The sequence below is a fragment of the Streptomyces sp. P9(2023) genome (assembly GCF_032436795.1).
Classification (GTDB): Bacteria; Actinomycetota; Actinomycetes; order Streptomycetales; family Streptomycetaceae; genus Streptomyces.
In genome coordinates, this window is record NZ_JAUPWM010000005.1 from 160,342 (window position 1) to 182,586 (window position 22,245).

The window sequence follows — 22,245 nt, forward strand, 5'->3', positions numbered from 1 at the left end:
AGAGCGGGCCCGAACTCAGGTCCTACCCCCGCCCGCCGGACGGCCCTCAGATACGGCCCCGGCAGAGCTCCAGCATCGTCATCGCGAGCGCCGTACCCGGCTTGCCCAGGGCGTCCCGGTAGTGGCTGAGCACCTCCATCTCGCGCCCGAGGTTCACGCGGCGGCCGCCCGAGCCGATCCGGGCCTCCTGGATGACGGCCGAGACGGCCATCCGTTCCTGGATCAGCCCGATGATCCGGTCGTCGAGCGCGTCGATCCGCTCACGCGCGTCGCCGATGAGCGCGGCGGCCTCGTCGTTCCGGGCGCCGGTCTTCTCGGTCTGGGTCTTCTCGGTCCGGGTGGTGGTGCTCACGGTGGGGCTCCTCTGCGGGGATGGGATGCCCCGGAGCGACACGGCCCGGAAACGACAGAACGCCCCGGGCCTTGTCGGCCCGGGGCGCCTGGGAAGTCGCTTGTCAGTTGCTCAAGCAGCACGACCATGGCAGCCGGACGGGCCGGTGCCATAGGTAAAGACGAAGGTCGGGAGCTTGCGCATGCGGACAGTATGGACCCTTGTGCGGGGCCCGGGACAAACCGGGTTCGGATGGTGAGACGAAAAGCGGCACCGGCGCGCCGGTAGAATCGACAAATAGCCCCCCTTCGGGGGAACCCCTCCCTACCGCCGGAAGGCCGCCGAAGTGTCATCAGCGACTCCCGCTGCCGCGCCCGACGTCACCAACCCGGACGTAGTCCTCGTTGTCGACTTCGGCGCTCAGTACGCCCAGCTCATCGCCCGTCGCGTCCGTGAGGCGCGGGTCTACAGCGAGATCGTCCCGTCCACCATGCCGGTGGCCGAGATGCTGGCCAAGAAGCCGAGGGCGATCATCCTCTCCGGCGGCCCGTCCTCCGTGTACGCGGAGAGCGCCCCGCGCCTGGACCGTGCCCTCTTCGAGGCCGGCGTGCCCGTCTTCGGCATGTGCTACGGCTTCCAGCTGATGGCGACCACCCTCGGCGGCACCGTCGACAACACGGGCGCCCGCGAGTACGGCCGTACGCCGCTGCACGTCTCCAAGGCCGGATCGACCCTCTTCGAGGGCACCCCGACCGAGCAGTCCGTGTGGATGTCGCACGGCGACGCCTGCTCCGCCGCTCCCGAGGGCTTCGCCGTCACCGCGTCCACGGACGTCGTGCCGGTCGCCGCCTTCGAGAACGACGAGAAGAAGCTGTACGGCGTCCAGTACCACCCCGAGGTGCTGCACTCCACGCACGGCCAGCAGATCCTGGAGCACTTCCTCTACCGGGGCGCCGGCATCGAGCCGTCCTGGACCACCGGCAACGTCATCGACGAGCAGGTCGCGGCCATCCGCGAGCAGGTCGGCGACAAGCGCGCCATCTGCGGTCTGTCCGGCGGCGTCGACTCCGCCGTGGCCGCCGCGCTCGTGCAGAAGGCCATCGGCTCGCAGCTGACCTGCGTGTACGTCGACCACGGCCTGATGCGCAAGGGCGAGACCGAGCAGGTCGAGAAGGACTTCGTGGCCGCGACCGGCGTCCAGCTGAAGGTCGTCGACGCCCAGGAGCGGTTCCTCACCGCGCTCGCCGGGGTCTCCGACCCCGAGGAGAAGCGGAAGATCATCGGCCGCGAGTTCATCCGCGTCTTCGAGCAGGCGCAGGCCGAGATCGTCGCCGAGTCGGCGGGCACCGGCGAGGACGTCGCGTTCCTCGTCCAGGGCACGCTCTACCCGGACATCGTCGAGTCCGGCGGCGGCACCGGCACCGCGAACATCAAGTCCCACCACAACGTGGGCGGCCTCCCCGAGGACCTGGAGTTCGAGCTCGTCGAGCCGCTGCGCCAGCTGTTCAAGGACGAGGTCCGGATGGTCGGCCAGGAGCTCGGGCTGCCGGAGGAGATCGTCCAGCGGCAGCCGTTCCCGGGCCCCGGCCTCGGTATCCGGATCGTCGGCGAGGTGACGAAGGCCCGTCTCGACCTGCTGCGCGAGGCCGACGCCATCGCCCGCGAGGAGCTGACGGCCGCCGGTCTCGACCGCGACATCTGGCAGTGCCCGGTCGTCCTGCTCGCCGATGTGCGCTCCGTGGGCGTGCAGGGCGACGGCCGGACGTACGGTCACCCGATCGTCCTGCGCCCGGTCTCGTCCGAGGACGCGATGACGGCGGACTGGACGCGGATGCCGTACGACGTGCTCGCGAAGATCTCGACCCGGATCACCAACGAGGTCAACGACGTGAACCGCGTGGTGCTCGACGTGACGAGCAAGCCGCCGGGCACGATCGAGTGGGAGTAGTCGCTCCCGTACGTGTGTGAAACCGCCGCCCCCACCATCCGGGGGCGGCGGTTTCGTCGTGTTGGGCGTGTGATCTCTCTGGTCAGTTGCGCGGCCCGGCGTTACCTTCCCGCCCATGAGCGAGACATCGGCGCCCGCACCCGTACCTGTCGAGCAGCTCCATGCCGCGATGCCTCCCGTCCACGGGACCGTCGAGGAGGAGCGGACGTACCGCAAGCGGAGACTCGCGGGCGCGCTCCGGCTCTTCGCGCGGTTCGGGTACGAGGAGGGCGTCTCCGGTCATGTGACCGCCCGGGACCCCCAGTACGCCGACTGTTTCTGGGTGAACCCCTTCGGCGCGCCCTTCGCCGAGCTGACCGCGAGCGACCTGGTCCTGGTCAACGGGAACGGGCAGGTGGTCCAGGGCGGCGAACACGTCAACCAGGCCGCCTTCGCCGTCCACGCCGAGGTGCACCGGGCGCGGCCGGACGTCGTCGCCGTCGCGCACAGCCACTCCACGCACGGGCGGGCGCTGGCCGCGCTCGGCGAGCTGATCGAGCCGATCACCCAGGAGGCCTGTGCCTTCTACCAGGACCACGCGCTCTACGACGCGTACACCGGGGTCGCCGTCGACCGCGAGGAGGGGAGGCGGATCGCCGTCGCCCTCGGCCCGTACAAGGGGATCGTGCTGCGCAACCACGGGCTGCTGACCGTGGGGGCCTCGGTCGACGCGGCCGCCTGGTGGTTCATCGCCATGGAGCGGTGCGCGCAGGTGCAGCTGACCGCGCGGGCGGCGGGCAAGCCGGTGCCGATCGGGCACAAGGAGGCGGTCGCCACCCGGGAGCAGCTCGGTTCCGACCTCGCCGCCTGGGTCAACTATCAGCCGCTGTGGCGCAGGATCAGCCGCGCGGAGCCCGAACTGCTGTCGTAACACCGTGTCCTCAGCTGTCTTTACGTCAATGTGATGACGGTTCAATCACTCTCGCGCGGGGCGCTCGGAGCGGTCCGGAGGCTCTTCGGTGCGACACAATTCCCAGGACTCACGGGCAAGTTGACGGGCTGTCGGAGTACGGAATCGGGAAGTGGGCGCCGTGGCGGTGCAAGAGGCGAGACAGTGCGGTGACCACGCGGGGTGCGCGGGGAGCGGGCGCGCGGGTCACCGGCGTGCGGTCGCCGCCTTCCTCGCCCGGCGGGACGAACTCGCCGTCGGCGACGGTGTGCCGGCCGCCGTCGCGCACTCGCCCGGTGCCTCGCGGCAGTGGGTCTCCGACGCGCTCGCGCAGTCGGCCCGGGCGGTCGCGGTGCGCGGGCGTGGGGCGGGCGAGGCCTGGCTGCGGCGGGTCCGGTACGCGACCCTGGGTGCCGTCTGGGGCGGGGTCGTCGCCCTGCTGCTCGCTCAGGCGCTCACCGCGATCGGCGCCGGCTGGACGGGGGCGCGTACGGCCGGACTGGTCGCCGCGCTCGCGCTCGCCGTCCCGCTCACCTTCGCCGCCCACGCCCACCGGGCGCGCGGCGGGGTCCTCGCCCCGCTGATCGGCGAGGACAACCGGCTCTCCACCTCGCGCGCGGTCGCCGCCGGCTGGCTGCTCTTCGCCGTCTACGCGGTGCTCTTCCTCGCGTTGCGCCTGGTCACGGGCGACGTCGGCCGGGTCGGCATCGGGGTCCACCACGGCGTCGGACTCCTGACCGTCTTCGCGCTGACGGCGGCGGTCGCCGTCGCCGCCTGGCGGATCGTGTGGGGCCGGGTGGTGGGGCAGCGGCTGCAGAAGGTGCGCGCCGACCGGCCGCGCGCCGCCGACCTGCTGTGCGACGACAACGGCCGCGCCGCCCTCACCGACGTCACCTACGTCCTGGTCTCCGGCGCCGTCCTCGTCCTCGCGGCCGTGCGGCTCGGGCGCGACCCCGAGCGGCTGCCCGAGGTGCCCTGGGCCCTGGTGCTCCTCGTCGCCGTCGCGGCGGCCTGCTACCTCGCCACCACGTGCACTGCCGGCGGCCGGCCCACGATCCTGTCCGTCGTCCGCTCGCGTGAGGCGGGCGACCTGGACGCCCCGATCCGCACGGGCGACGACATCGAGATCCGCGGGGCGGGGTTCGTCCCGGCCGGGGCATCGGGGCCGGACCCGTTGACCCGTCTGGTCGTGCGCGTCGGCGCCGTCCACGCCCACGTTCCCCTGGTCCCGGTCCCGGGCGGTTTCGCCAACCCCACGGACTCGGTCCTGACCGTCCCGCTCCCGGTCGACGTGGAGCCGGGGCGGGTCGAGGTGTGGGTGGTGACGGCCGCGGGCGTGGAGACCAATCGGGTCACCATCGACGTCGTCGACTGAACTTTCCCGGCGTTCCCCACGTATGCAGACCGAGGGGGTCCGAGGACAATCGGTTCTGCGGACAGTGGCGTGGAGAGGCAGGCCGACGATGTCACAGCGCAGTGAGGGAACGGCGGGGGCGACGGGGCACCACGGGGCGTCGGGCACGACCGGTGCGACGGGCCGGATCGCCGCGTGGAAGGAGACCGCGTCGCGATACGCGCTGCTGCCGCTGCGCGTCTTCCTCGGCGTCACCTTCATCTACGCCGGGCTTGACAAGATCACCGACTCCGCCTTCATGTCCGACACCGGCAGCGGGTCGATCGGCGAGATGATGCGCGGGGTCCGGGACACCTCGGCCATCCCCGGCCTGGTCGACCTGGCCCTCAACAACCCGGTCGGCTTCGGCTACGCCATCGCCTTCGGCGAGCTGGCCGTGGGCATCGGGACCCTCGTGGGTCTCTACGCCCGGGTGGCCGCGCTCGGCGGGGCGCTGATCTCCCTGAGCCTGTGGCTGACGGTGAGCTGGCAGACCAACCCGTACTACTACGGGAACGACCTCCCGTACATGTTTTGCTGGGTGCCGCTCGTCTTGGCCGGGGCGCCCTACTGGTCACTGGACGCCCTGATCAGGCGCAGGCGGAGGGCAACCACCTGAGGATGGCGCTACCCGAGGTAGGGGGTCTCCCGGTCTTCCAGGAAGTGAGCCAGCCTCAGCCGCTGCGTGTGGTGCATGTCCAGGGAGCCGAGAGCTCCCGGGTCCACCCAGCGGAGTTCCAGGGATTCGTCCGAGACGGTCAGGGTCCCGCCCACCAAACGGGCCCGGAAGCACACGTTGAACTGTCGGCGTACCTCTCCGTCGGTGTACGCGATGACGTGCTGGGGGTCGGTATACGTCCCGACGAGCCCAGTGATCTCTACGTCCAGGCCGGTCTCTTCCTTGACCTCGCGGACGGCCGTTCCGGGCAGGCTGTCGGTCATTTCCATGCCTCCGCCCGGCAAAGCCCACAGACCGCTGTCTGAGCGCCTCTGAAGCAGGATGCGGCCCTTGTCGTCGGTCACCACGGCGGACGCCGCTACAACCATGCTGTTCGGCTCCGGGGCGTCCGGGTCATCGAAGTACTCGATGCGTGCCACTAGCGGACCTCCTGGGCCGTCGACCAGACGGCGTCAAAGCTCTCGGCGTAGGTGTCGAACATGGTCCCGCCCCCCGTGCGTCGCAGGTGCCACACCGGCGCACCGTACGCGTTCACGCCCCACACGTGGGCATTGACCAGGGCTTGGTCGTCAGCTCTGTAGATCGAGTTGTAGAGCGTCGTTCCATGGGTCCTGATCTCCACGCCGGCGACGTCGGCAAGCGACCGGTAGTGAAGCAGCGCCAGCCGGCACCGTGACTCAATGCCGTGCCCGAACCTCTCCTCCTGGCCCCGGAGCTGAACGTTTTGTGAGTCGGCGTCACCCAGGCAGATGCGCACTGGGCATCCGGCCTCTGCCCTCTCCCTGAGTAGGTCATTGAGCCGGGGATACGCCTCATGCAGGAAGACGGCCGCATAGACCAGGACATCGGCCCGCTCTTGAGCTGACGACAGAAGGTCGACGAACACCGAGACGGGGAGGTCTGCCCGCTGCTCGTAGAGGGCCACCAGTTCGGGACTCACGGCCCTTGCCGATCGAGCCTGCCTCAACGCTGGCCACAGTGCGTGTATGTCCTCCCCCAGGACCTCGGCAGCCTTCATAGCGGTTGCCCTCCGGGGCACTCTCCCGAGGTTCACCCATCGCTCAACACTTTTGGGGTCAACTCCAGAGGCTTCGGCAAGAGTCGAGTGTGTCCAACCCCGGGAAGTCATCGTTGCCCGCAGGCGCTCATTGCTAGCCATAGGGACGTTCTACCCCCATCAGGACGTCCCAAAGTGGGGAATGTGCGAGGTTCCCCCGTCCTGGCTGCCGGCCGGACCATGAAGCCTCTCAGCGACGGAGAGTAGGGGGCGGACGTGGTGATCCATGCAGCAGCAGATACCGACGCAAGCCAGTGGGAGTACGTGACCTATGCGCCCAGGGGTGAGACGTGCCCAGCTTGCTTGAAGCAGATCAAGCCCCTTGAGCGGGTGCGTCGTGGCCGCTTCGAGCGTCAGCCAGGCGCCCCCATCGTGGTCTATCGCCACTACGAGAAGTGCTCGACGTGATCACGGCGCGAGATATCGGCTCCAGAGTGAAGGATGCGGCCGGACGGATCGGCATCCTGCGTGATGTAATCCCTGACTAAGAGGATCCATCGGAACCTCCACAGGAGCGCCGCAAGCGGTGTGTGGCCTTTCTGGCGCCTGAGCATGGGGGCCGTGAGTGGCAAGTCCCACCCCGGGCGGTTAAGCGGGTTGACACCTGCGAGCCTGCCTCAGGTGCTCTCATCGAGGTACCGGTACAGGGTGGCCCTTGAGACTCCAAGCGCCTTGGCGATGGCGCTGACGCTTTCCCCCTTGCCCTTCCGTGCCTTGGCCACCGTGAGCATGTCGTCAGTGATGACTGTGGGACGTCCGCCAGTTCGTCCCTGAGCCTTGGCCGCTTCCAGCCCGGCCTTGGTACGCTCCCGAATGAGAGAGCGCTCGAACTCCGCCATGGCTCCGATCACTTGGAGCATCAGACGGCCGTCCGGAGTGTTCGGGTCGATGTTTGCCAGTGCGCCGGTCAGTACTTTGAAGCCGATGCCTCGTTCTGCGAGCCCGTCCACCATTGCCACCAGGTCGATGAGGGACCTCGCGAACCGGTCCAGCTTCCACACGCAGAGCGAGTCGCCGCCCCTGAGGTAGTCCAAGGCTGCCTTGAGTTCCGGCCGCTCCGTGTTCTTCCCCGACGCCTTGTCGATGAAGGTCCGAGAGCATCCCGCAGCTTCCAACGCATCGAGTTGTAGCTGTGCCTCCTGAGTGTCGGTCGAGACCCTCGCGTATCCGATCAGGTGGCCTGTTGTCCTACCGGGCATCGTCATGCCGACACAGTCTCACAACTCGTCTCAGAACCTCAAGGGGTTGGGCCATGTTCCGAGACGGGTTTTGAACACCCTCTGAGACCTCTTGGCGTCCATCGTGGGCCCCGGTAACCATGGTTTTTGAGACGCTCTTCGTGGTCACCAGGCGGGCCCGTCTGGGCTGTGATCTGCCCGGGGTAACGCTCGGTGAATGCCTCCCTGGGGACCGCCGGGGCGCCTTCAGTCCATGCTGTACGGGTTTCCTGGGCGTCTTGACCTCTTGGTGTGATCCCGATCTCGGTTTCCTGGATTCTGTCCGAGGGTCGCTCAAAGGACACGTACATCTATTTTGAGGGGTTCTCTATATCTAATGCCTGCTAGTATCTGGGCCCCCTTCGGGGCCCAGATACTTCTCAGTGGACCGTGAACGGCTGGCTCAGGTTTCCTAGGTCCACCTCTGCGCCGAAGTCGATGGTATTGGAGACTCCCTTGACGACTGGGTTCAACCGGACACTGATTCCCGCCTTGAGCAGGTGACGTGTCCTCTCGGTGTCGTTGCCTTCGTTCCGCTCCCACATGTGGCGGAAGGTCTCCCCGGTATCCCGGTACTCGTACCTATCCGGCTTGTCTCCCTCGGCCGCCAGGGAGTCATGTTCCTCGTAGAGGGCTGCAACCTCTTCCTCGGTGGACTTCTTGGCGAAGCCGGACGAGTTCTTGCCTCCGGGGCGGATGGACCTCTGGAGTTCTGTTACGTACTCCTTGATTTCCTGGAGTCTCTGCGAGTTGTTCGAGCCCTTGACGTAGTGACGTTCGTGCATGGGGAAGTCTCCGATGACTCCCAGCACCATGCTCTCTACGGTCTCCCTCACCTTCTCGGCTCGGAAGGCGTAGCCCTTGCCGCAGGACTCCCGGTTGGCTGACTTGTTGCAGCGGTAGACGGGCTTACCCTGCTGCCTCTCCGGATTGAAGAGGTACAGGTTCCTGCCGCAGCCGCCGCAGAGGACGACGCCGCGATATGCAGTCGTGTTCTTTGTGGAGCGACGGCCGGCGCTGGGGCGCCCATTCATTTCATCCTGGAGCTTCGTCCATTCTTCGTCTGTGAGGATCGGGTCTGCCATCCGAATCTTCCCCTCAGAAGTCAGGATCGGTTGAGATGCCCCGTACTTCTTTCCGGGGACCTTCACCTCCTCACACTTCCAGCCGAGGATGGATTCGGACCTCAGAATGGTTGTGACGGTGCGGCTCCGCCAGATCGGTAGTGGATCACCATTGTTCTTCCGGCGATTGGACATCCTCTCGCCTCCGGGAGACGGAATCCCTCTGGTGTTGAAGTCGTCACAGACGGCCGAGTAGGGTTCTCCGTCCTCGACGACCCGCCTGTACATCTCCCGAATGACTTCCTTCTGATTCTCTCGAACTCGGAGCCTCATTGCTCCGTCGGTGTCGCGGAAGGATTCGTAGCCGTAGGGCGGCTTTCCCTTGGCCCAGACATTCTTGGATTTTGCGTAGCTCTGGAATGACTTGACTCGCATCGAGATGTTCTGTGCTTCAGTCTCGGCAATGGCCGCGAACAGGTCGATAATGACGTGCCGAAATGGGCCGACCATGTCGAGTACCGGTTCCTTGGCTGATACCAGGAACTTGCCGCCGTGAGCGGTCGCCCATTTGATCATGTCTTGCATGTCGACGACTTTGCGGACGAACCTGTCCATCTTCCAGAAGAGCAGTAGATCGAATTCAGGTGCCCGATTGTTGAGCCATTCACCGAGTTCTGGTCTCTCAAATGGATGAGACTTGGTGGCGGAGATGTGGGCGTCCTTGGCTACTCCCACAACCTGCCATCCGAGGTGCTGCCTCTCGGCTACGTAGGCCATGCAGTCCTGGAGCTGGCGCTCCAGCGAAGTGGACGCGTCGGTCTCGTTGCTGATCCTGAGGGCGATCAGTACACGCACAGGCTTCATGGCAACCCTATAACAGCAGTACGCCAGTGGCCTCGCCTATCTGATGGCCTGGCTGCCGCTCGTGCTCGCCGGGGCGTCCTCCTTCTCGCTCGACGCCGTCCTCGCCGCGCGACGGCGCACTCCGTAGGCGATCCAGGTCGCCACGGCGGCCACGCCGAGGCCGCCGAACAGGACCGGGACGACCTCGTACCAGGGGGTCTCCCAGGCGTCCGCCGCGTCCCCCGCGTACATGACGGCGAGGGCGAGGGCGGTCGCGCCGGCGATCAGCCGGCCGGGCCGGAACTCATGAAGCAGCACGGGTGACCTCCACCTGTCCGAGACCGACCTCCAGCGAGAGGTTCACCGTCCCGCCGGGCGTGGTGCCCGGCGCGGGCGGCAGCGTCCGGCTCTCGTCGCGGTCGGGCGCGATGTCGATGTCTTCGGGGCGCTGCTGCGGCAGCTGCAGATCGCCGAGGCCCACCTGGGCCCGCAGCTTCACCGTGACGTCCTTCGGCACGATCACCTCCAGTTTCCCGGCGCCGACCTCCGCCGCCGTGCCGACCGTGGTGCCCGCCGGGACGGCGAGCCGAGACAGGTCGAGCGTGCCGACGCCCGAGCCCAGTTCGTACCGGGGCTGCACGGCGGCGACCGACGCCGGCTGCCATGTCGTCCGCGCCCACTCCGTCGAGATCTCCTTGGGCAGTGCCGCCGCCACCGCGAGCAGGCCCGCCGTGATCACGGTCAGGAAGATCGTGCCGAACCCGGTCCTGCCGAGGAAGCTGCTGACCACCAGGCCGAGGCCGAACACGCCCAGGGCGGCGACCAGACCGATCTGCAGACTCGTGCCGAACGGCTCGCTCTCCCAGGACAGGCCCGTTCCCAGGCCGCCCGCGAGCAGCGCGAGGAGGAAGACCGGGCCGCCGATGGAGCGCGGGCCGCGCCGGATCGTCGACGCCGGCGGCCGCGGCCCGGCCGAAGACCGGTCCGGTCCCCACTGGCTGCCGGGCACCGGCACCTCGCCGCTCGGGAGACGTCCGTCCGCGTCCGCGCCGTGCGGGCCCCAGAGATAGCCGACGGCGATCTTCCCGGTCGAGCCGTCCTTGACTATGGGGTCCTTCCACCAGGACGGGAACTCCACCAGCGGCGGGGCCTTCGCCTCCGGCGGGGCGTCGGCGGCCGCCGCCGCCCCCGCGTCCGCGCGGCCCTCACTCTCGCCTGCGGCGGCCTGCACGCGCCGCTGGGACCAGACCGCCGCGCCGCACACCGCTATCGACAGCAGCGCCGCGAACGCGAGCGTCCCGCCGTTGTGCAGCATCGACAGGAAGACGGCGCAGCCCACCAGGGCCATCAGCACGGCCGCGAGCGCGGCCCCGTCGACCCGGCCCGAGAGCAGCCTGCGGCCTTCGTTCTCCTCCTCGCCCGCGACCGGCAGGAGCAGCCACGCGAAGCCGTAGAAGATCAGCCCGAGCCCGCCGGTCACGGACAGCACACCGATCGCGATGCGGAAGATCACCGGATCCAGGTCGTAGTGCCGGCCGAGGCCACCGCACACACCGGCCACGACCCGGTGCTGCCGCGAACGGCGCAGGGGCGCAACGGGCGGGGCCTCCGCCGGCGGCGGGGCCTCGTGCGAGGAAGGCGTCGAACTCGTCATGACCCCATGGTGACCGCCGCCGCCCCGCCGCGGCACCGGGATCGACCCTGGCCCGACCCTGATATTCCGCGGGCGGTCCACCCCGAGAAGTTCCTAGGGGCCGCTTCCTAGGGGCGATCTCAGGGACCGACCCTGATGTGTCGGCCCGGCCGGGCGTGTGACGATCGGTCCATGCCAGCATCCGCCCGTGTCACCGAGACCGACGAACCGCCCGTGCGCAAGCTCTACCGGAGCGCCGACGGACGGTGGCTCGGCGGTGTCGCGCGCGGTCTCGCGGGTCATCTCGGACTGCCCGTGGTCTGGGTCCGCGTGCTGTTCGTGGGCCTTCTCCTCGCGGACGGCCTGGGCGCCCTGCTGTACGCAGTCTTCTGGATCGTCGTCCCGCTCGGGGTCGGCGGCCGCAGCGCGCCCCGCCCCGTCTTCGAGACCACGCCGGACGGCCGGCGCCGGCTGCGCAAGCCGGACCGGGGTCAGGTCTTCGCGCTGATCGCGCTCGCCGTCGGCGCCGCGATCTTCGCGGGCAACATCGACTGGGGCAATCGGACGGACCGCTATGTCTGGCCCACGCTCCTCATCGGCGTCGGCGTGGTCCTCGTCTGGCGGCAGGCGGACAACGCCCGCCGGGCCAGCTGGACCGAGGCCGGCCGCCGTCGGCGCACCCTGCAGCTCGCGCGCGGATTCGCGGGGGTCGCCCTCGTCGGCATGGGGCTGACGGTCTTCATGGTGGTCCGGGGCTCCGCCGCCCAGCTGGGCACGGCGCTGACCGCCGCGATAGCCGTGCTCACCGGCATCGCGCTGCTCGCCGGGCCGTGGCTGGTGCGGATGTCGCAGGACCTCTCCGAGGAGCGGACCATGCGCATCCGCGCGCAGGAGCGCGCCGAGGTCGCGGCCCATGTCCACGACTCCGTCCTGCACACGCTCACGCTGATCCAGCGCAACGCGGACGAGCCGGGCGAAGTGCGCAGGCTCGCCCGCGCGCAGGAGCGGGAGCTGCGGAACTGGCTGTACAGACCGGAGGGCACGGGTAAGGACGAGGGTGAGGAGCCCGAGACCCTCGGGGAGGCCGTGAAGCGGGCCGCCGCGGAGGTCGAGGACAAGCACGGCGTGCCGCTGGAGGTCGTGGTCGTGGGCGACTGCCCGCTCGACGAGAAACTGGCCGCTCAGATGCAGGCCGCGCGCGAGGCGATGGTCAACGCCGCGAAGTACGGTGGCGAGGGCGGGGCCGTGCAGGTCTACGCGGAGGTCGAGGGCCGTACGGTGTTCGTCTCCGTGCGGGACCGGGGCCCGGGTTTCGACCTCGACGCGGTGCCCGAGGACCGGATGGGCGTACGAGAATCGATCATCGGACGGATGCAGCGCAACGGTGGTTCGGCCCGGTTGCGGGCCGTGCCGGGTGGGGGTACCGAAGTGGAGCTTGAGATGGAGAGGGTGGACGGATGAGCGACGAGACCGGGACCGGGACGGCGGCGGCGCCGACCACGGAGCGTCGGGTGCGGGTCGTGCTCGTCGACGACCACCGGATGTTCCGTACGGGGGTGCAGGCCGAGATCGGCCGGACCGACGTCACCGGCGTCGAGGTGGTCGGCGAGGCCGCTGATGTCGACCAGGCCGTCATGGTGATCACCGCGACCCGCCCCGAGGTCGTCCTGCTCGACGTGCACCTGCCGGGTGGTGGCGGGGTGGAGGTGCTGCGTCGCTGCACGAGCCTGATGACGGCGACCGACGACCCGGTGCGGTTCCTCGCCCTGTCGGTCTCGGACGCGGCGGAGGACGTGATCGGGGTGATCAGGGGCGGCGCCCGCGGCTACGTCACGAAGACGATCACGGGCACCGACCTGGTCGACTCGATCTTCCGCGTCCAGGAGGGCGACGCGGTGTTCTCGCCCCGGCTCGCCGGTTTCGTGCTCGACGCCTTCGCCTCCACCGACGCCCCGCCGGTGGACGAGGACCTGGACCGGCTCACCCAGCGGGAGCGTGAGGTGCTGCGGCTGATCGCCCGTGGATACGCGTACAAGGAGATCGCCAAGCAGCTCTACATCTCGGTGAAGACGGTCGAGTCCCATGTCTCGGCTGTCCTGCGGAAGCTGCAGCTGTCCAACCGGCACGAGCTGACCCGGTGGGCGACCGCCCGCCGGCTGGTCTGAGGGCCCGTCGCCGGTCAGGTCCGGCTAGCCCCGTCTCCCGCCGCCTCCGCCGCGAGGCGGCGCTTGGCCTCGGCCCAGTCGATGGGCAGGCTCTCCACCGGCACCTCCCAGAAGGTGAAGGTCGAGTCGCGCATCGTGGCGCGCAGCTCGCGCATGATCGAGCGGTGGGGTTCGGCGCGGGCGTAGGCGTAGAGGGCGTCGCGGTCCTCCCACGCCGACAGGGTGTAGAAGGTCCGCTTCAGCGGCTGCGCGATGAGCGAGGCGCCCAGGGCGCCCGGCGCTGACTTCACCTGGCGCCAGGCGGCGAGCGACTTCAGGAAGAACCGGGGGACGTCCGACAGGGAGCGCACCTCGAAGCGGGAGGCCATGACCTGGGCCTCGGTGCCGGGGCGGGCCTGGTTCGGAACGGTCCAGGGGAGGGCGGGCACGGCTGATCCTCTCCACGCATGGATGGATAGTGGCGCTACCCATAGTAGATAGTTCCGCTATCCAAACTCAAGCGTTCGCCCTCGCGTGTCACCCCCACCCGGGGCGCCGACGCGCGTCACCCCACCCGGGTCGCTCCCGCGAACGGCATCTCGTCGATCGGGGCGACCCGCACCGGCGCGCCCGGTCGGGGGGCGTGGATCATCTGACCGCCGCCGATGTACAGGCCGACGTGACTGATTCCCGAGTAGAAGAACACCAGGTCGCCCGGGGCCAGTTGGGAGCGCGAGACCCGCTGCCCGGCGTTGATCTGGGTGTACGTCGTCCGGGGCAGCGCCACACCGGCGGCGCGCCAGGCGGCCTGCGTCAGCCCGGAGCAGTCGTACGCCGACGGTCCCGTGGCGCCCCACACGTACGGCTTGCCGATCTGGTCCCGGGCGAAGGAGATCGCCTGCGCGGCCCGGCCGTTCGGCGCCGTGACAGGGCCGCCTCGCCCCGAGTCCCGGTCGGCCCGCGCCCCGGCCGACCCCGTACCCGACCCCGTACCCGTACCGGTATCCGTACCCGACCCGGAGCCCCCGGAGCGTCCCGACCCGGCTGCCGCCGCCTCGTACCGTGCCCGCTCCTCGGCGGTCAGCCGGGCCAGCAGCGAGCGCGCCTCGGTGAGCTTGCCCTGCACGGCCGCCTTCTGCTGCCGCAGATCGGCCTCGTGACCGCGCAGTTCGGTCAGCCGCCGGTCCGACTCGGCGCGCAGCTGGCGGATGCCGGTGAGTTCACGCCGTACAGAGGCGATGGTCGACGCCTGCCGCTGGCCGGCCTTCTCGACGAGGGCCGCGCGCGCCAGGTACTGGTCGGGGTCGGAGGTGAGCGCGAGCCGCACGGCCGGGTCGAGGCCGCCGGAACGGTACTGCGCGGTGGCGATGGAACCGAGCCCGTTGCGCGCGGTGTTGAGCCGATCCGTCCGGCGGGCCGACTCGTCCTGCAGCCGGTCCAGCGCGTCCCGCGCCGCGTCCGCCTTCTCCTTCGCGCCGTTGTACTTCTCGGTGGCCACCTCGGCCTCCTGGTACAGCCGGTCCACCTTCGCCTTGACCTGGGCCGGGGTGAGCCGGGGCTCGGTGTGCCCGGAGCCCTCGAAGACCGTCGCCGTCGCCGCCGAGGCGAGGGCGAGCGTGGCGGCGGTCCGTGCCGCCTGGCCACCGAGGGGGGAGTGCTTCGGCTTTCGGTGCGCTGCCACGAGGGCGGGTCACATCCTCTCCCTGTGGGGGTCGATACCCACCGGGTCCGGCGATGGGCCGCACAGGGGAGACGGCCCACCGCCGGATTTCTCGGCGGGGGCGGCCGACTGCCGCCGGACGGACCGACGGTGGTGGGGTGCCGGCCACCTGGGGCAGGACGCTAAACCTGACCGTCACGGCACGGCGGGGAGTTGACCGCTATTGGCGCCAGTTGGCGCCTGCGGACCGTTCCCGTCCCGCGGTTCCGACGGGGAGACGGCGCATTCCGGCGCGGGCCTGACCGAAGGGACGGAAGAGCTGGACCCGGCCGAACGCGGGTGCTATGCCACGGTTAGGCTCCGCTCCATGGACGTACTCATCAATGTCTTCGTCGCCCTGCACATCATCGGAATCGGCTCGCTGCTCGGCGGATTCCTCACCCAGATGAAGGCCATGGGCGCGGGTACGGCCCGCTTCAGCCCCGCGATGCTGCACGGCGCGCTGACGATGCTGATCACCGGCGTCGCCCTGGTCGGCCTCAACCAGGCGGACGACCAGACCGTCAACAACGTGAAGGTCGGCATCAAGCTGGCGGTCCTCGTCGTCATCCTCGCCCTCGTGTACGTGAAGCGGGACGAGGAGACGGTGGACAAGGGCCTCTTCGGAGCCGTCGGCGGCCTCACGATCGCCAACATCTTCATCGCGACGCTCTGGACGTGATGCTCTGGACGTGAGCCCCCGCAGCACGCGGGACAGGGCTCAGGCCGGGCGCACGCTGCCGTAGATCGGCATGTAGTAGATCGACTCCTCGCGCACGTTCGCGCCCGGCTTCGGTGCGTGGATCATCTTCCCGCCGCCGATGTACAGGCCCATGTGGCTGATGTCGTCGTAGAAGAAGACGAGATCGCCGGGGAGCAGATCGTCCGTCGCGACCCGCGTGCCCACCTTCACCTGGTCCCAGGTGGTACGGGGCAGGTCCACGCCAGCGGCCTTCCAGGCGGCCTGCGTCAGCCCGGAGCAGTCGTACGAGCTCGGGCCCGTCGCGCCCCACACGTAGGGCTTGCCGATCTGGGCACGGGCGAAGGCCAGCGCCTTGTCCGCCTTCGCGGCGTACGTCGAGTCGCCGGTCGCGGGCGGCTCAACGGGCGTGGTGGGCTCGGTGGGCGCCTGCTCCCGGGCCTCCTCCTGCCTGCGCCGCTCGGCCTCCTCGGCCTTCGCCCTGGCCTCGGCCTCGGCCTTCGCCCTGGCCTCCGCCTTGCGCCGCGCCTCGGCCTCCCGCTTGCGCTCCAGCTCCGCGAGCCGCGCCTTCTCCTCGGCCGTCAGCCGGTCGAGCAGCGTCCGTGCCTCGCCCAGCTTCTGCTGGACGGTCTGCTTGGTGGTGCGGAGCTTCGCCTGCGACTCGGTCAGGGCCTCCAGGCCCTTCGTCGCCTCGGCCCGGTCCTTCGCCGCCGCGAGGCGCTTGCCCTCGTAGTCCCCCACCGCCTCGCGCTGGCGCTCGGAGAGCCGCCCCATCAGGTGGGTCTGGTCGAAGTACGCCTGCGGGCTGTCCGCGAAGATCAGCGCGGCGGTCGGGCCGACGGCCCCCGCCCGGTACTGCGCCGCCGCGTACGAGCCGAGCGCCCGGCGCGACTCGTTGATCGCCTCCGTCCGCTTGGCCACCTCGTCGAGCAGCCCGTCGACCTTGCGGCGCTGCTGGTCCGTGGACTCCTTGGCCCGGTTGTACTCCTGCGTCGCCGTGCCCGCCTGCCGGTAGAGGTCGTCGACCTTCTTCTGGACCTCCTCCACCGTGGGCTTCGGCGGGGCCGCGGGTGCGGCCTGGGCGCTCTGTGTGGTCAGCAGCGTGACCCCGGCCAGGGCGGCCGTCGTGACCCCGACGGCGGGGGAGTGCGTGCGTGTGGTGCGCGGCTTGCGATGGGACGCCAAGGCCGGCATCTCCTTCCATGGCCGCCGAGGGGGACGACCGGCGCCACTCCCACAAGGCAGGACAACTGCCGTGGGCAGGGCCGGTTTCGGCGTGAGCGGCCCGCTCGGCGCGATTCGCCGTCGGAGAGGACGGGCTGCCTGGGCGAGCACGCTAGCCAACCGGTGAGGGCGCTGTGAAGGCCGATGTTCGATATGCCCGATACATTTTCGTGACCTGAAGCGGACTGTCACCCTCCGTAAGATTTCGGTCACTTCGGGAGGTGGCAGCGGGCTGTCAGTGCGGCGGCCTAGACTCGATAGGCGATGAGCAGCCTCTTTGACGACAGCTTCCTGGCGAGCCTCCAGAACCACTCCTCGGAGGAGCCTCCGCCCCCGCCCGAGGACGACGAGCACCACGCCGCCCACGGCGCCCCGGCCGCGGAGGAGGTCCCGCACGACCTCTTCGAGGGGCGCTTCGACGCGCCGCCGACCCGGGACGCGCACTACCGCGACGGAGCCCCCCGCCCCGTCGTGGACGCCGCCGCGCTCCTGGACGGGCTGAACGAGCAGCAGCGCGCCGCCGTCGTCCACACCGGCTCCCCGCTGCTCATCGTCGCGGGCGCCGGCTCCGGCAAGACCCGGGTGCTCACCCACCGCATCGCCCACCTCCTGGGCACCCGGCACGTCCACCCCGGCCAGATACTGGCGATCACCTTCACCAACAAGGCCGCCGGCGAGATGAAGGAGCGCGTCGAGCACCTCGTCGGCCCGCGCGCCAACGCCATGTGGGTCATGACGTTCCACAGCGCGTGCGTCCGCATCCTGCGCCGCGAGAGCAAGCGGCTCGGCTTCACGTCCTCCTTCTCGATCTACGACGCCGCCGACTCCAAGCGCCTGATGGCGCTGGTCTGCCGCGACCTGGACCTCGACCCGAAGAAGTTCCCGCCGAAGTCCTTCAACGCCAAGGTCTCGAACCTCAAGAACGAGCTGATCGACGAGGAGGCCTTCGCCGACCAGGCCGCCGACGGCTTCGAGAAGACGCTCGCCGAGGCGTACCGGATGTACCAGGCGCGGCTGCGCGAGGCCAACGCCCTGGACTTCGACGACATCATCATGACGACGGTCCACCTGCTCCAGGCGTTCCCGGACGTCGCCGAGCACTACCGCCGCCGCTTCCGCCACGTCCTCGTCGACGAGTACCAGGACACGAACCACGCCCAGTACACCCTCGTACGGGAGCTGGTCGGCACCGGCTACGAAGACCTGGAGCCTGCCGAACTGTGCGTCGTCGGCGACGCGGACCAGTCGATCTACGCCTTCCGCGGCGCGACCATCCGCAACATCCTCCAGTTCGAGGAGGACTACCCGAACGCGACGACGATCCTCCTGGAGCAGAACTACCGCTCCACGCAGACGATCCTCTCCGCCGCCAACGCCGTCATCGAGCGCAACGAGTCCCGCCGCCCCAAGAACCTGTGGACGAACGCGGGCGCGGGCGCGCAGATCACCGGTTACGTCGCCGACACCGAGCATGACGAGGCCCAGTTCGTCGCCGACGAGATCGACCGGCTCACGGACGCGGGTGACGCGAAGGCCGGCGACGTCGCCGTCTTCTACCGGACCAACGCCCAGTCCCGCGTCTTCGAAGAGATCTTCATCCGCGTCGGCCTGCCCTACAAGGTCGTCGGCGGCGTGCGCTTCTACGAGCGCAAGGAGGTCCGTGACGTCCTCGCCTACCTGCGCGTCCTCGCCAACCCCGAGGACAACGTCCCGCTGCGGCGCATTCTGAACGTGCCCAAGCGCGGCATCGGCGAGCGCGCAGAGGCGATGATCGACGCCCTCTCCCTCCGGGAGAAGATCACCTTCCCGCAGGCGCTGAAGCGGGTCGACGAGGCGTACGGCATGGCGGCCCGGTCCGCCAACGCGGTCAAGCGGTTCAACGTCCTCATGGAGGAGCTCCGTACGATCGTCGACTCCGGGGCCGGCCCGGCGGTGGTCCTGGAAGCGGTCCTGGAGCGGACCGGCTACCTCGCCGAGCTGCAGGCGTCGACCGACCCGCAGGACGAGACCCGGATCGAGAACCTGCAGGAACTGGCCGCCGTGGCCCTGGAGTTCGAGCAGGAGCGCGGCGAGGAGGAGACCGGAACCCTGGCCGAGTTCCTGGAGAAGGTCGCGCTCGTCGCCGACTCCGACCAGATCCCCGACGAGGACGAGGAGGGGTCGGGCGTCATCACGCTGATGACGCTGCACACCGCCAAGGGCCTCGAATTCCCGGTGGTGTTCCTGACCGGCATGGAGGACGGCGTCTTCCCGCACATGCGCGCCCTCGGCCAGGCCAAGGAGCTGGAGGAGGAGCGGCGCCTCGCGTACGTGGGCATCACGCGCGCCCGCGAGCGGCTCTATCTGACGCGGTCCTCGATGCGCAGCGCCTGGGGCCAGCCCTCGTACAACCCGGCGTCGCGCTTCCTGGAGGAGATCCCGCCGACGTATCTGGAGTGGAAGCGCACCGGCCCCATGGTCAAGCCCGCCGGGCCGACCTCGGGGATCACCTCCTCGCTCTCCTCCTCCCGCTCGCGCTCGGGCCCTTCGGGCTTCGCCACCCGCCGCACCAGCGACAAGCCGGTGATCGCGCTCACGGTCGGCGACCGGGTCACGCACGACCAGTTCGGCCTCGGCACGGTCATGCAGGTCACGGGCGCGGGCGCCGACGCGCAGGCGACGATCGACTTCGGCGACGAGAAGCCGAAGCGACTGCTGCTGCGGTACGCGCCGGTCGAGAAGCTCTAGCGAAACGACGGAAGGGGCGCGGCGAAAGCCGCGCCCCTTCCGGTCCTCGTACCCGTTCAGCCCGTGGGATCGAGTCCCTTGTCGCGAAACCACTGCAGAGGGTCGATGGGCGACCCGCCACCGGGCCGCACCTCTATGTGGAGGTGCGGCCCCGTGGAGTTGCCTGAGTTGCCGGAGTACGCGATGGGGGTGCCGGCCTTAACCCAGCCCGAGCGGATCTTCGCGCTGTCGAGGTGGCAGTACCAGAACTCGGTGCCGTCCTTGGCCGTCAGGATGACCATGTTGCCGTAGGCGCTGTTCCACTGGGTGCGGATGCTGCCGTCAGCCACGGCCATGACCGAAGTGCCGTACGAGACGGGGAAGTCGATACCCGTGTGCGAGGACATCCAGTTGACGCCGGCCTGGCCGAAGCGTGCGCTCAGCGTGCGCAGCTTCACCGGCAGCGCGAACTTGGGGCGCAGCGCCTCCTTGCGGGCTGCTTCCTCCTCGCGCTTCTTCCTCTCCGCCTCCTGTCGCAGCCGGAGGTCGATGCGCTCCTGCGTCCGGCTGGCGCGGTTACCGAAGTCGCGGGCGTCGGCGCTGAGCGCCGCGAGCTGGGTGTCCAGTTCGCTGTTGGCGGCCACCGGCTTGACCGAGGCCGGGTCGCCGGCGGCAGCGGTCTTCATGTTGTCCCCGGTCTGGGCTCGCGAGTCGCTGAGCCCGCCGACCGAGGCGGCCGCGATCCCGGCGACGCCCATGACGCAGGCGGACGGGACGGCGACGGTCAGGAGCGCGGAGCGCCTGGCGGGCGTACGGCGACGGCCCCGGCTGCCACCGGAGGAGCGGCGCACCGGGCGGGCGGCGGCGGCCGTGGCGGTGGCCGCGGTCTCCGTGAGGACCTCGACGGCCGGCTCCTCGGACTCCGCCGGGGGCTCGTAGGTGTACTCGTACGTGTGCTCCGCCGCGGTGTACGTGTCGTCCTGCGTGAGGGCTTCGAACTGCGCCGTGTGCACGGCGGGGTGCTCGTCCGGCTGCTCGGGCCGCGGCTCGGGGACGAACTCGTACTCGGGGGTGTACTGCTGCGGAAGGACGGGGTCGGCGACCAGGAGGTCCTGCTCCGGCGCGGCGTAGTTCCAGGCGGTGGCGTCGTACGTACCCGTCTCGAAGGAGGGGTTCGTCCACTGGCCGGTGGTGTCGTACGAGGTGAAGTGCGCGGTCTCGTACTGTCCGGTCTGCTGAGCCTCGCTCCAGGCGGTGGCGTCCCACTGTCCGGTCGTGTCGTACTGACCGGTCGTGCCGTAGTGGCCCGTGGTGTCGTACTGGCCGGTGGACCCGTACTGCTGCGTCATCGGCTGCTGCGCGACGTAGGTGTCGTACGTTCCGGCGTCCCACTGGTGGCTGCCGCTCCACTGAGTGGTGTCGTACTGGCCGCTGTGGCCCGCTTCGTAACCGCCCGGGAGAGCGCCGAAGAGCGGGTCCGTGGCGAAGCCGCCGGTGCTGTGGGCGTCGTCTCCGACGTACCCGGCGTGGGGGTGCTGGTCGTTCACCAACTTCTCTCTCGCCTCGGCGGCAGGGCCAGTCCGGGGCGGGCCCGCAGAGGGGTGTCCCGGGGTTAAGCAGTGGCGCGACTGTACCCGGCGGTATACGCAAGCGACAATCTTCGAAGGGTTTTGGGTCCACAGGAAACGGGCAATCGGCCGTGTTTCGGCGACCTAGGGGTAGAGCCTTGACTCTGCGTTCGAGGAACGTTCGAAGAACAGACACCTTCTGGCGGGTCGTCAGCGCCTTCGATGCGCGGGGGGCTCACGCCACGGAGGCGGCTCCGGGCTCGGTGGCTGCCGCGTCGTCGGCGTCGAGCGCCTCGCGGATGCCCGCCGCCACGGTCGGGTGCACCGTCAGGGCGAGATGGCCGATGCCGCTGACGCGCACGTTGTGCACCCGGAGATCGGGATGGTCGAGCTGCGCGGTCTCCACCGGGACCATCACCTGGTCCAGGTCGCTCCAGAAGCTGACGCAGCGCGTCCGGCAGCCCGGCGCGGGCTCGGCGAGCTCCCGGAGCACGTCCGAACCGGGGCGCATCTGGCGCACCAGGGGATGGGCGCGGGCCCAGGGCGCGGCGGTGGTGCCGGAGTGCGGGGTGCCGAGCATGACCAGCGTGCGCACCCGGGCGTCACCGCCCAGGCGCTGTACGTAATAACGGGCGATGAGGCCGCCCAGGCTGTGCCCGACGACGTCGACCTGCTGGTGGCCGGTGCGGGCGCAGAGCTCCTCGACGTGGCGGCCGAGGAGCTGCGCGGCGGCGCGCAGGTCGCAGGTCAGCGGAGAGTAGTTGAACGACTCGACAGGGCGACGGCCGTGGCGGGCGAGGGAGCGGCGGAGCAGGACGAACACCGAGCGGTTGTCGACGAAGCCGTGGAGCAGGACGACGGGCCGACCGGGTCCGGTCCCGGGTTTCTGGGCGGATTCCGCGCCGTCGTCGGTGCCGGGGGCGGTCTCGGGGCGCTCGGCGGCGATGCCGGAGGGGTAGAGGAGCAGGTGGCCGGTGAGGATCGCCAGCTCGAGGGCGTTGGCCTTCAGCGCAGTGGTGACCTTGGTGAGCCTGCTGAGCTCCATCGGCGACCTCCCGAGCGGCACGCGGGCGCCGAACGGCAGTGCGGTGTGCCGTACGTCCGGACCGGC

The 22,245-nt window shown here is 69.8% G+C and carries 20 protein-coding genes; 8 read left to right on the forward strand and 12 right to left on the reverse strand.

Features of this window, described 5'->3' with window-relative positions:
- Window positions 1-46: 46 nt before the first annotated feature.
- Window positions 47-352 carry a chorismate mutase gene (locus tag Q5762_RS10090; RefSeq protein WP_315891659.1) on the reverse strand — a complete coding sequence of 102 codons (306 nt, stop codon included), beginning with the start codon at window positions 350-352 and terminating at the stop codon, window positions 47-49.
- A gap of 325 nt (window positions 353-677) precedes the next feature.
- On the opposite strand from Q5762_RS10090, the gene guaA reads away from it, so the two are divergent.
- The 4 genes from guaA to Q5762_RS10110 all read left to right on the forward strand — a co-directional run bounded on the left by guaA (window position 678) and on the right by Q5762_RS10110 (window position 5,219).
- The gene (guaA, locus tag Q5762_RS10095) at window positions 678-2,279 is read left to right on the forward strand and encodes a glutamine-hydrolyzing GMP synthase (RefSeq protein ID WP_315891660.1); all 1,602 of its coding nucleotides are present in this window, start codon (window positions 678-680) and stop codon (window positions 2,277-2,279) included.
- A 115-nt stretch (window positions 2,280-2,394) separates the two neighbouring features.
- Window positions 2,395-3,189 carry a class II aldolase/adducin family protein gene (locus Q5762_RS10100; RefSeq protein WP_315891661.1) on the forward strand — a complete coding sequence of 265 codons (795 nt, stop codon included), beginning with the start codon at window positions 2,395-2,397 and terminating at the stop codon, window positions 3,187-3,189.
- Between the two features lie 160 nt (window positions 3,190-3,349).
- A complete protein-coding gene (locus tag Q5762_RS10105) occupies window positions 3,350-4,582 on the forward strand; it encodes a hypothetical protein (RefSeq protein WP_315891662.1) in 1,233 nt (410 codons plus the stop codon).
- 88 nt (window positions 4,583-4,670) lie between these two features.
- A complete protein-coding gene (locus Q5762_RS10110) occupies window positions 4,671-5,219 on the forward strand; it encodes a DoxX family protein (RefSeq protein ID WP_315891663.1) in 549 nt (182 codons plus the stop codon).
- Window positions 5,220-5,227: 8 nt separating this feature from the next.
- On the opposite strand, the gene Q5762_RS10115 is transcribed toward Q5762_RS10110, so the two are convergent.
- From Q5762_RS10115 to Q5762_RS10140, 6 genes are all read right to left on the reverse strand, one after another.
- On the reverse strand, window positions 5,228-5,698 hold the full coding sequence (locus tag Q5762_RS10115; RefSeq protein WP_315891664.1) for an NUDIX domain-containing protein: 471 nt from the start codon (window positions 5,696-5,698) through the stop codon (window positions 5,228-5,230).
- Window positions 5,698-6,408 carry a helix-turn-helix domain-containing protein gene (locus Q5762_RS10120; protein WP_315891802.1) on the reverse strand — a complete coding sequence of 237 codons (711 nt, stop codon included), beginning with the start codon at window positions 6,406-6,408 and terminating at the stop codon, window positions 5,698-5,700. Before Q5762_RS10120 ends, Q5762_RS10115 begins: the two co-directional genes overlap by 1 nt.
- A 545-nt stretch (window positions 6,409-6,953) precedes the next feature.
- On the reverse strand, window positions 6,954-7,541 hold the full coding sequence (locus tag Q5762_RS10125; RefSeq protein WP_315891665.1) for a recombinase family protein: 588 nt from the start codon (window positions 7,539-7,541) through the stop codon (window positions 6,954-6,956).
- A 392-nt stretch (window positions 7,542-7,933) separates the two neighbouring features.
- A complete protein-coding gene (locus Q5762_RS10130; protein WP_315891666.1) occupies window positions 7,934-9,481 on the reverse strand; it encodes a recombinase family protein in 1,548 nt (515 codons plus the stop codon).
- A gap of 36 nt (window positions 9,482-9,517) precedes the next feature.
- Window positions 9,518-9,778, reverse strand: a complete 261-nt coding sequence (locus Q5762_RS10135) for a hypothetical protein (protein ID WP_315891667.1) — start codon at window positions 9,776-9,778, stop codon at window positions 9,518-9,520.
- A complete protein-coding gene (locus Q5762_RS10140; protein WP_315891668.1) occupies window positions 9,765-11,114 on the reverse strand; it encodes a PspC domain-containing protein in 1,350 nt (449 codons plus the stop codon). Before Q5762_RS10140 ends, Q5762_RS10135 begins: the two co-directional genes overlap by 14 nt.
- Window positions 11,115-11,285: 171 nt before the next feature.
- Between Q5762_RS10140 and Q5762_RS10145 the strand changes: the two genes are divergently transcribed.
- Both Q5762_RS10145 and Q5762_RS10150 read left to right on the forward strand, forming a co-directional pair.
- Window positions 11,286-12,554: a PspC domain-containing protein gene (locus tag Q5762_RS10145; protein ID WP_315891669.1), complete on the forward strand. Its 1,269-nt coding sequence runs from the start codon at window positions 11,286-11,288 to the stop codon at window positions 12,552-12,554.
- Complete coding sequence (locus tag Q5762_RS10150; RefSeq protein WP_315891670.1) at window positions 12,551-13,258, forward strand: response regulator transcription factor; 708 nt, start codon at window positions 12,551-12,553, stop codon at window positions 13,256-13,258. Before Q5762_RS10145 ends, Q5762_RS10150 begins: the two co-directional genes overlap by 4 nt.
- Window positions 13,259-13,272: 14 nt before the next feature.
- Here the strand turns inward: Q5762_RS10150 and Q5762_RS10155 are convergent, their stop codons facing one another.
- Together Q5762_RS10155 and Q5762_RS10160 are read right to left on the reverse strand one after the other, a co-directional pair.
- Complete coding sequence (locus Q5762_RS10155; protein ID WP_315891671.1) at window positions 13,273-13,686, reverse strand: monooxygenase family protein; 414 nt, start codon at window positions 13,684-13,686, stop codon at window positions 13,273-13,275.
- 116 nt (window positions 13,687-13,802) lie between these two features.
- Window positions 13,803-14,918, reverse strand: a complete 1,116-nt coding sequence (locus Q5762_RS10160) for a C40 family peptidase (RefSeq protein ID WP_315891672.1) — start codon at window positions 14,916-14,918, stop codon at window positions 13,803-13,805.
- 346 nt (window positions 14,919-15,264) lie between these two features.
- Here Q5762_RS10160 and Q5762_RS10165 point away from each other — a divergent pair, with 346 nt between their 5' ends.
- Window positions 15,265-15,618 (forward strand): hypothetical protein, encoded by a 354-nt coding sequence (locus Q5762_RS10165; protein WP_315891673.1) that lies wholly within the window; start codon window positions 15,265-15,267, stop codon window positions 15,616-15,618.
- Window positions 15,619-15,657: 39 nt separating this feature from the next.
- On the opposite strand, the gene Q5762_RS10170 is transcribed toward Q5762_RS10165, so the two are convergent.
- Window positions 15,658-16,830 (reverse strand): C40 family peptidase, encoded by a 1,173-nt coding sequence (locus tag Q5762_RS10170; RefSeq protein WP_315891674.1) that lies wholly within the window; start codon window positions 16,828-16,830, stop codon window positions 15,658-15,660.
- 294 nt (window positions 16,831-17,124) lie between these two features.
- Here Q5762_RS10170 and pcrA point away from each other — a divergent pair, with 294 nt between their 5' ends.
- Window positions 17,125-19,587 carry a DNA helicase PcrA gene (pcrA, locus tag Q5762_RS10175; RefSeq protein ID WP_315891675.1) on the forward strand — a complete coding sequence of 821 codons (2,463 nt, stop codon included), beginning with the start codon at window positions 17,125-17,127 and terminating at the stop codon, window positions 19,585-19,587.
- A 56-nt stretch (window positions 19,588-19,643) separates the two neighbouring features.
- On the opposite strand, the gene Q5762_RS10180 is transcribed toward pcrA, so the two are convergent.
- Both Q5762_RS10180 and Q5762_RS10185 read right to left on the reverse strand, forming a co-directional pair.
- A complete protein-coding gene (locus tag Q5762_RS10180; protein WP_315891676.1) occupies window positions 19,644-21,113 on the reverse strand; it encodes a M23 family metallopeptidase in 1,470 nt (489 codons plus the stop codon).
- Window positions 21,114-21,369: 256 nt separating this feature from the next.
- Window positions 21,370-22,179 carry an alpha/beta fold hydrolase gene (locus Q5762_RS10185; protein WP_315891677.1) on the reverse strand — a complete coding sequence of 270 codons (810 nt, stop codon included), beginning with the start codon at window positions 22,177-22,179 and terminating at the stop codon, window positions 21,370-21,372.
- Window positions 22,180-22,245: the final 66 nt, after the last annotated feature.

What these genes read in the sequence shown, in the direction of transcription:
- Q5762_RS10100 (WP_315891661.1), top strand. Translation starts at nt 2,395, where the DNA reads ATGAGCGAGACATCGGCGCCCGCACCCGTACCTGTCGAGCAGCTCCAT.
- Q5762_RS10110 (WP_315891663.1), top strand. Translation starts at nt 4,671, where the DNA reads ATGTCACAGCGCAGTGAGGGAACGGCGGGGGCGACGGGGCACCACGGG.
- Q5762_RS10120 (WP_315891802.1), bottom strand. Translation starts at nt 6,408, where the DNA reads ATGACTTCCCGGGGTTGGACACACTCGACTCTTGCCGAAGCCTCTGGA.
- Q5762_RS10125 (WP_315891665.1), bottom strand. Translation starts at nt 7,541, where the DNA reads ATGACGATGCCCGGTAGGACAACAGGCCACCTGATCGGATACGCGAGG.
- Q5762_RS10130 (WP_315891666.1), bottom strand. Translation starts at nt 9,481, where the DNA reads ATGAAGCCTGTGCGTGTACTGATCGCCCTCAGGATCAGCAACGAGACC.
- Q5762_RS10140 (WP_315891668.1), bottom strand. Translation starts at nt 11,114, where the DNA reads ATGACGAGTTCGACGCCTTCCTCGCACGAGGCCCCGCCGCCGGCGGAG.
- Q5762_RS10145 (WP_315891669.1), top strand. Translation starts at nt 11,286, where the DNA reads ATGCCAGCATCCGCCCGTGTCACCGAGACCGACGAACCGCCCGTGCGC.
- Q5762_RS10150 (WP_315891670.1), top strand. Translation starts at nt 12,551, where the DNA reads ATGAGCGACGAGACCGGGACCGGGACGGCGGCGGCGCCGACCACGGAG.
- Q5762_RS10165 (WP_315891673.1), top strand. Translation starts at nt 15,265, where the DNA reads ATGGACGTACTCATCAATGTCTTCGTCGCCCTGCACATCATCGGAATC.
- Q5762_RS10170 (WP_315891674.1), bottom strand. Translation starts at nt 16,830, where the DNA reads ATGCCGGCCTTGGCGTCCCATCGCAAGCCGCGCACCACACGCACGCAC.
- pcrA (WP_315891675.1), top strand. Translation starts at nt 17,125, where the DNA reads ATGAGCAGCCTCTTTGACGACAGCTTCCTGGCGAGCCTCCAGAACCAC.
- Q5762_RS10185 (WP_315891677.1), bottom strand. Translation starts at nt 22,179, where the DNA reads ATGGAGCTCAGCAGGCTCACCAAGGTCACCACTGCGCTGAAGGCCAAC.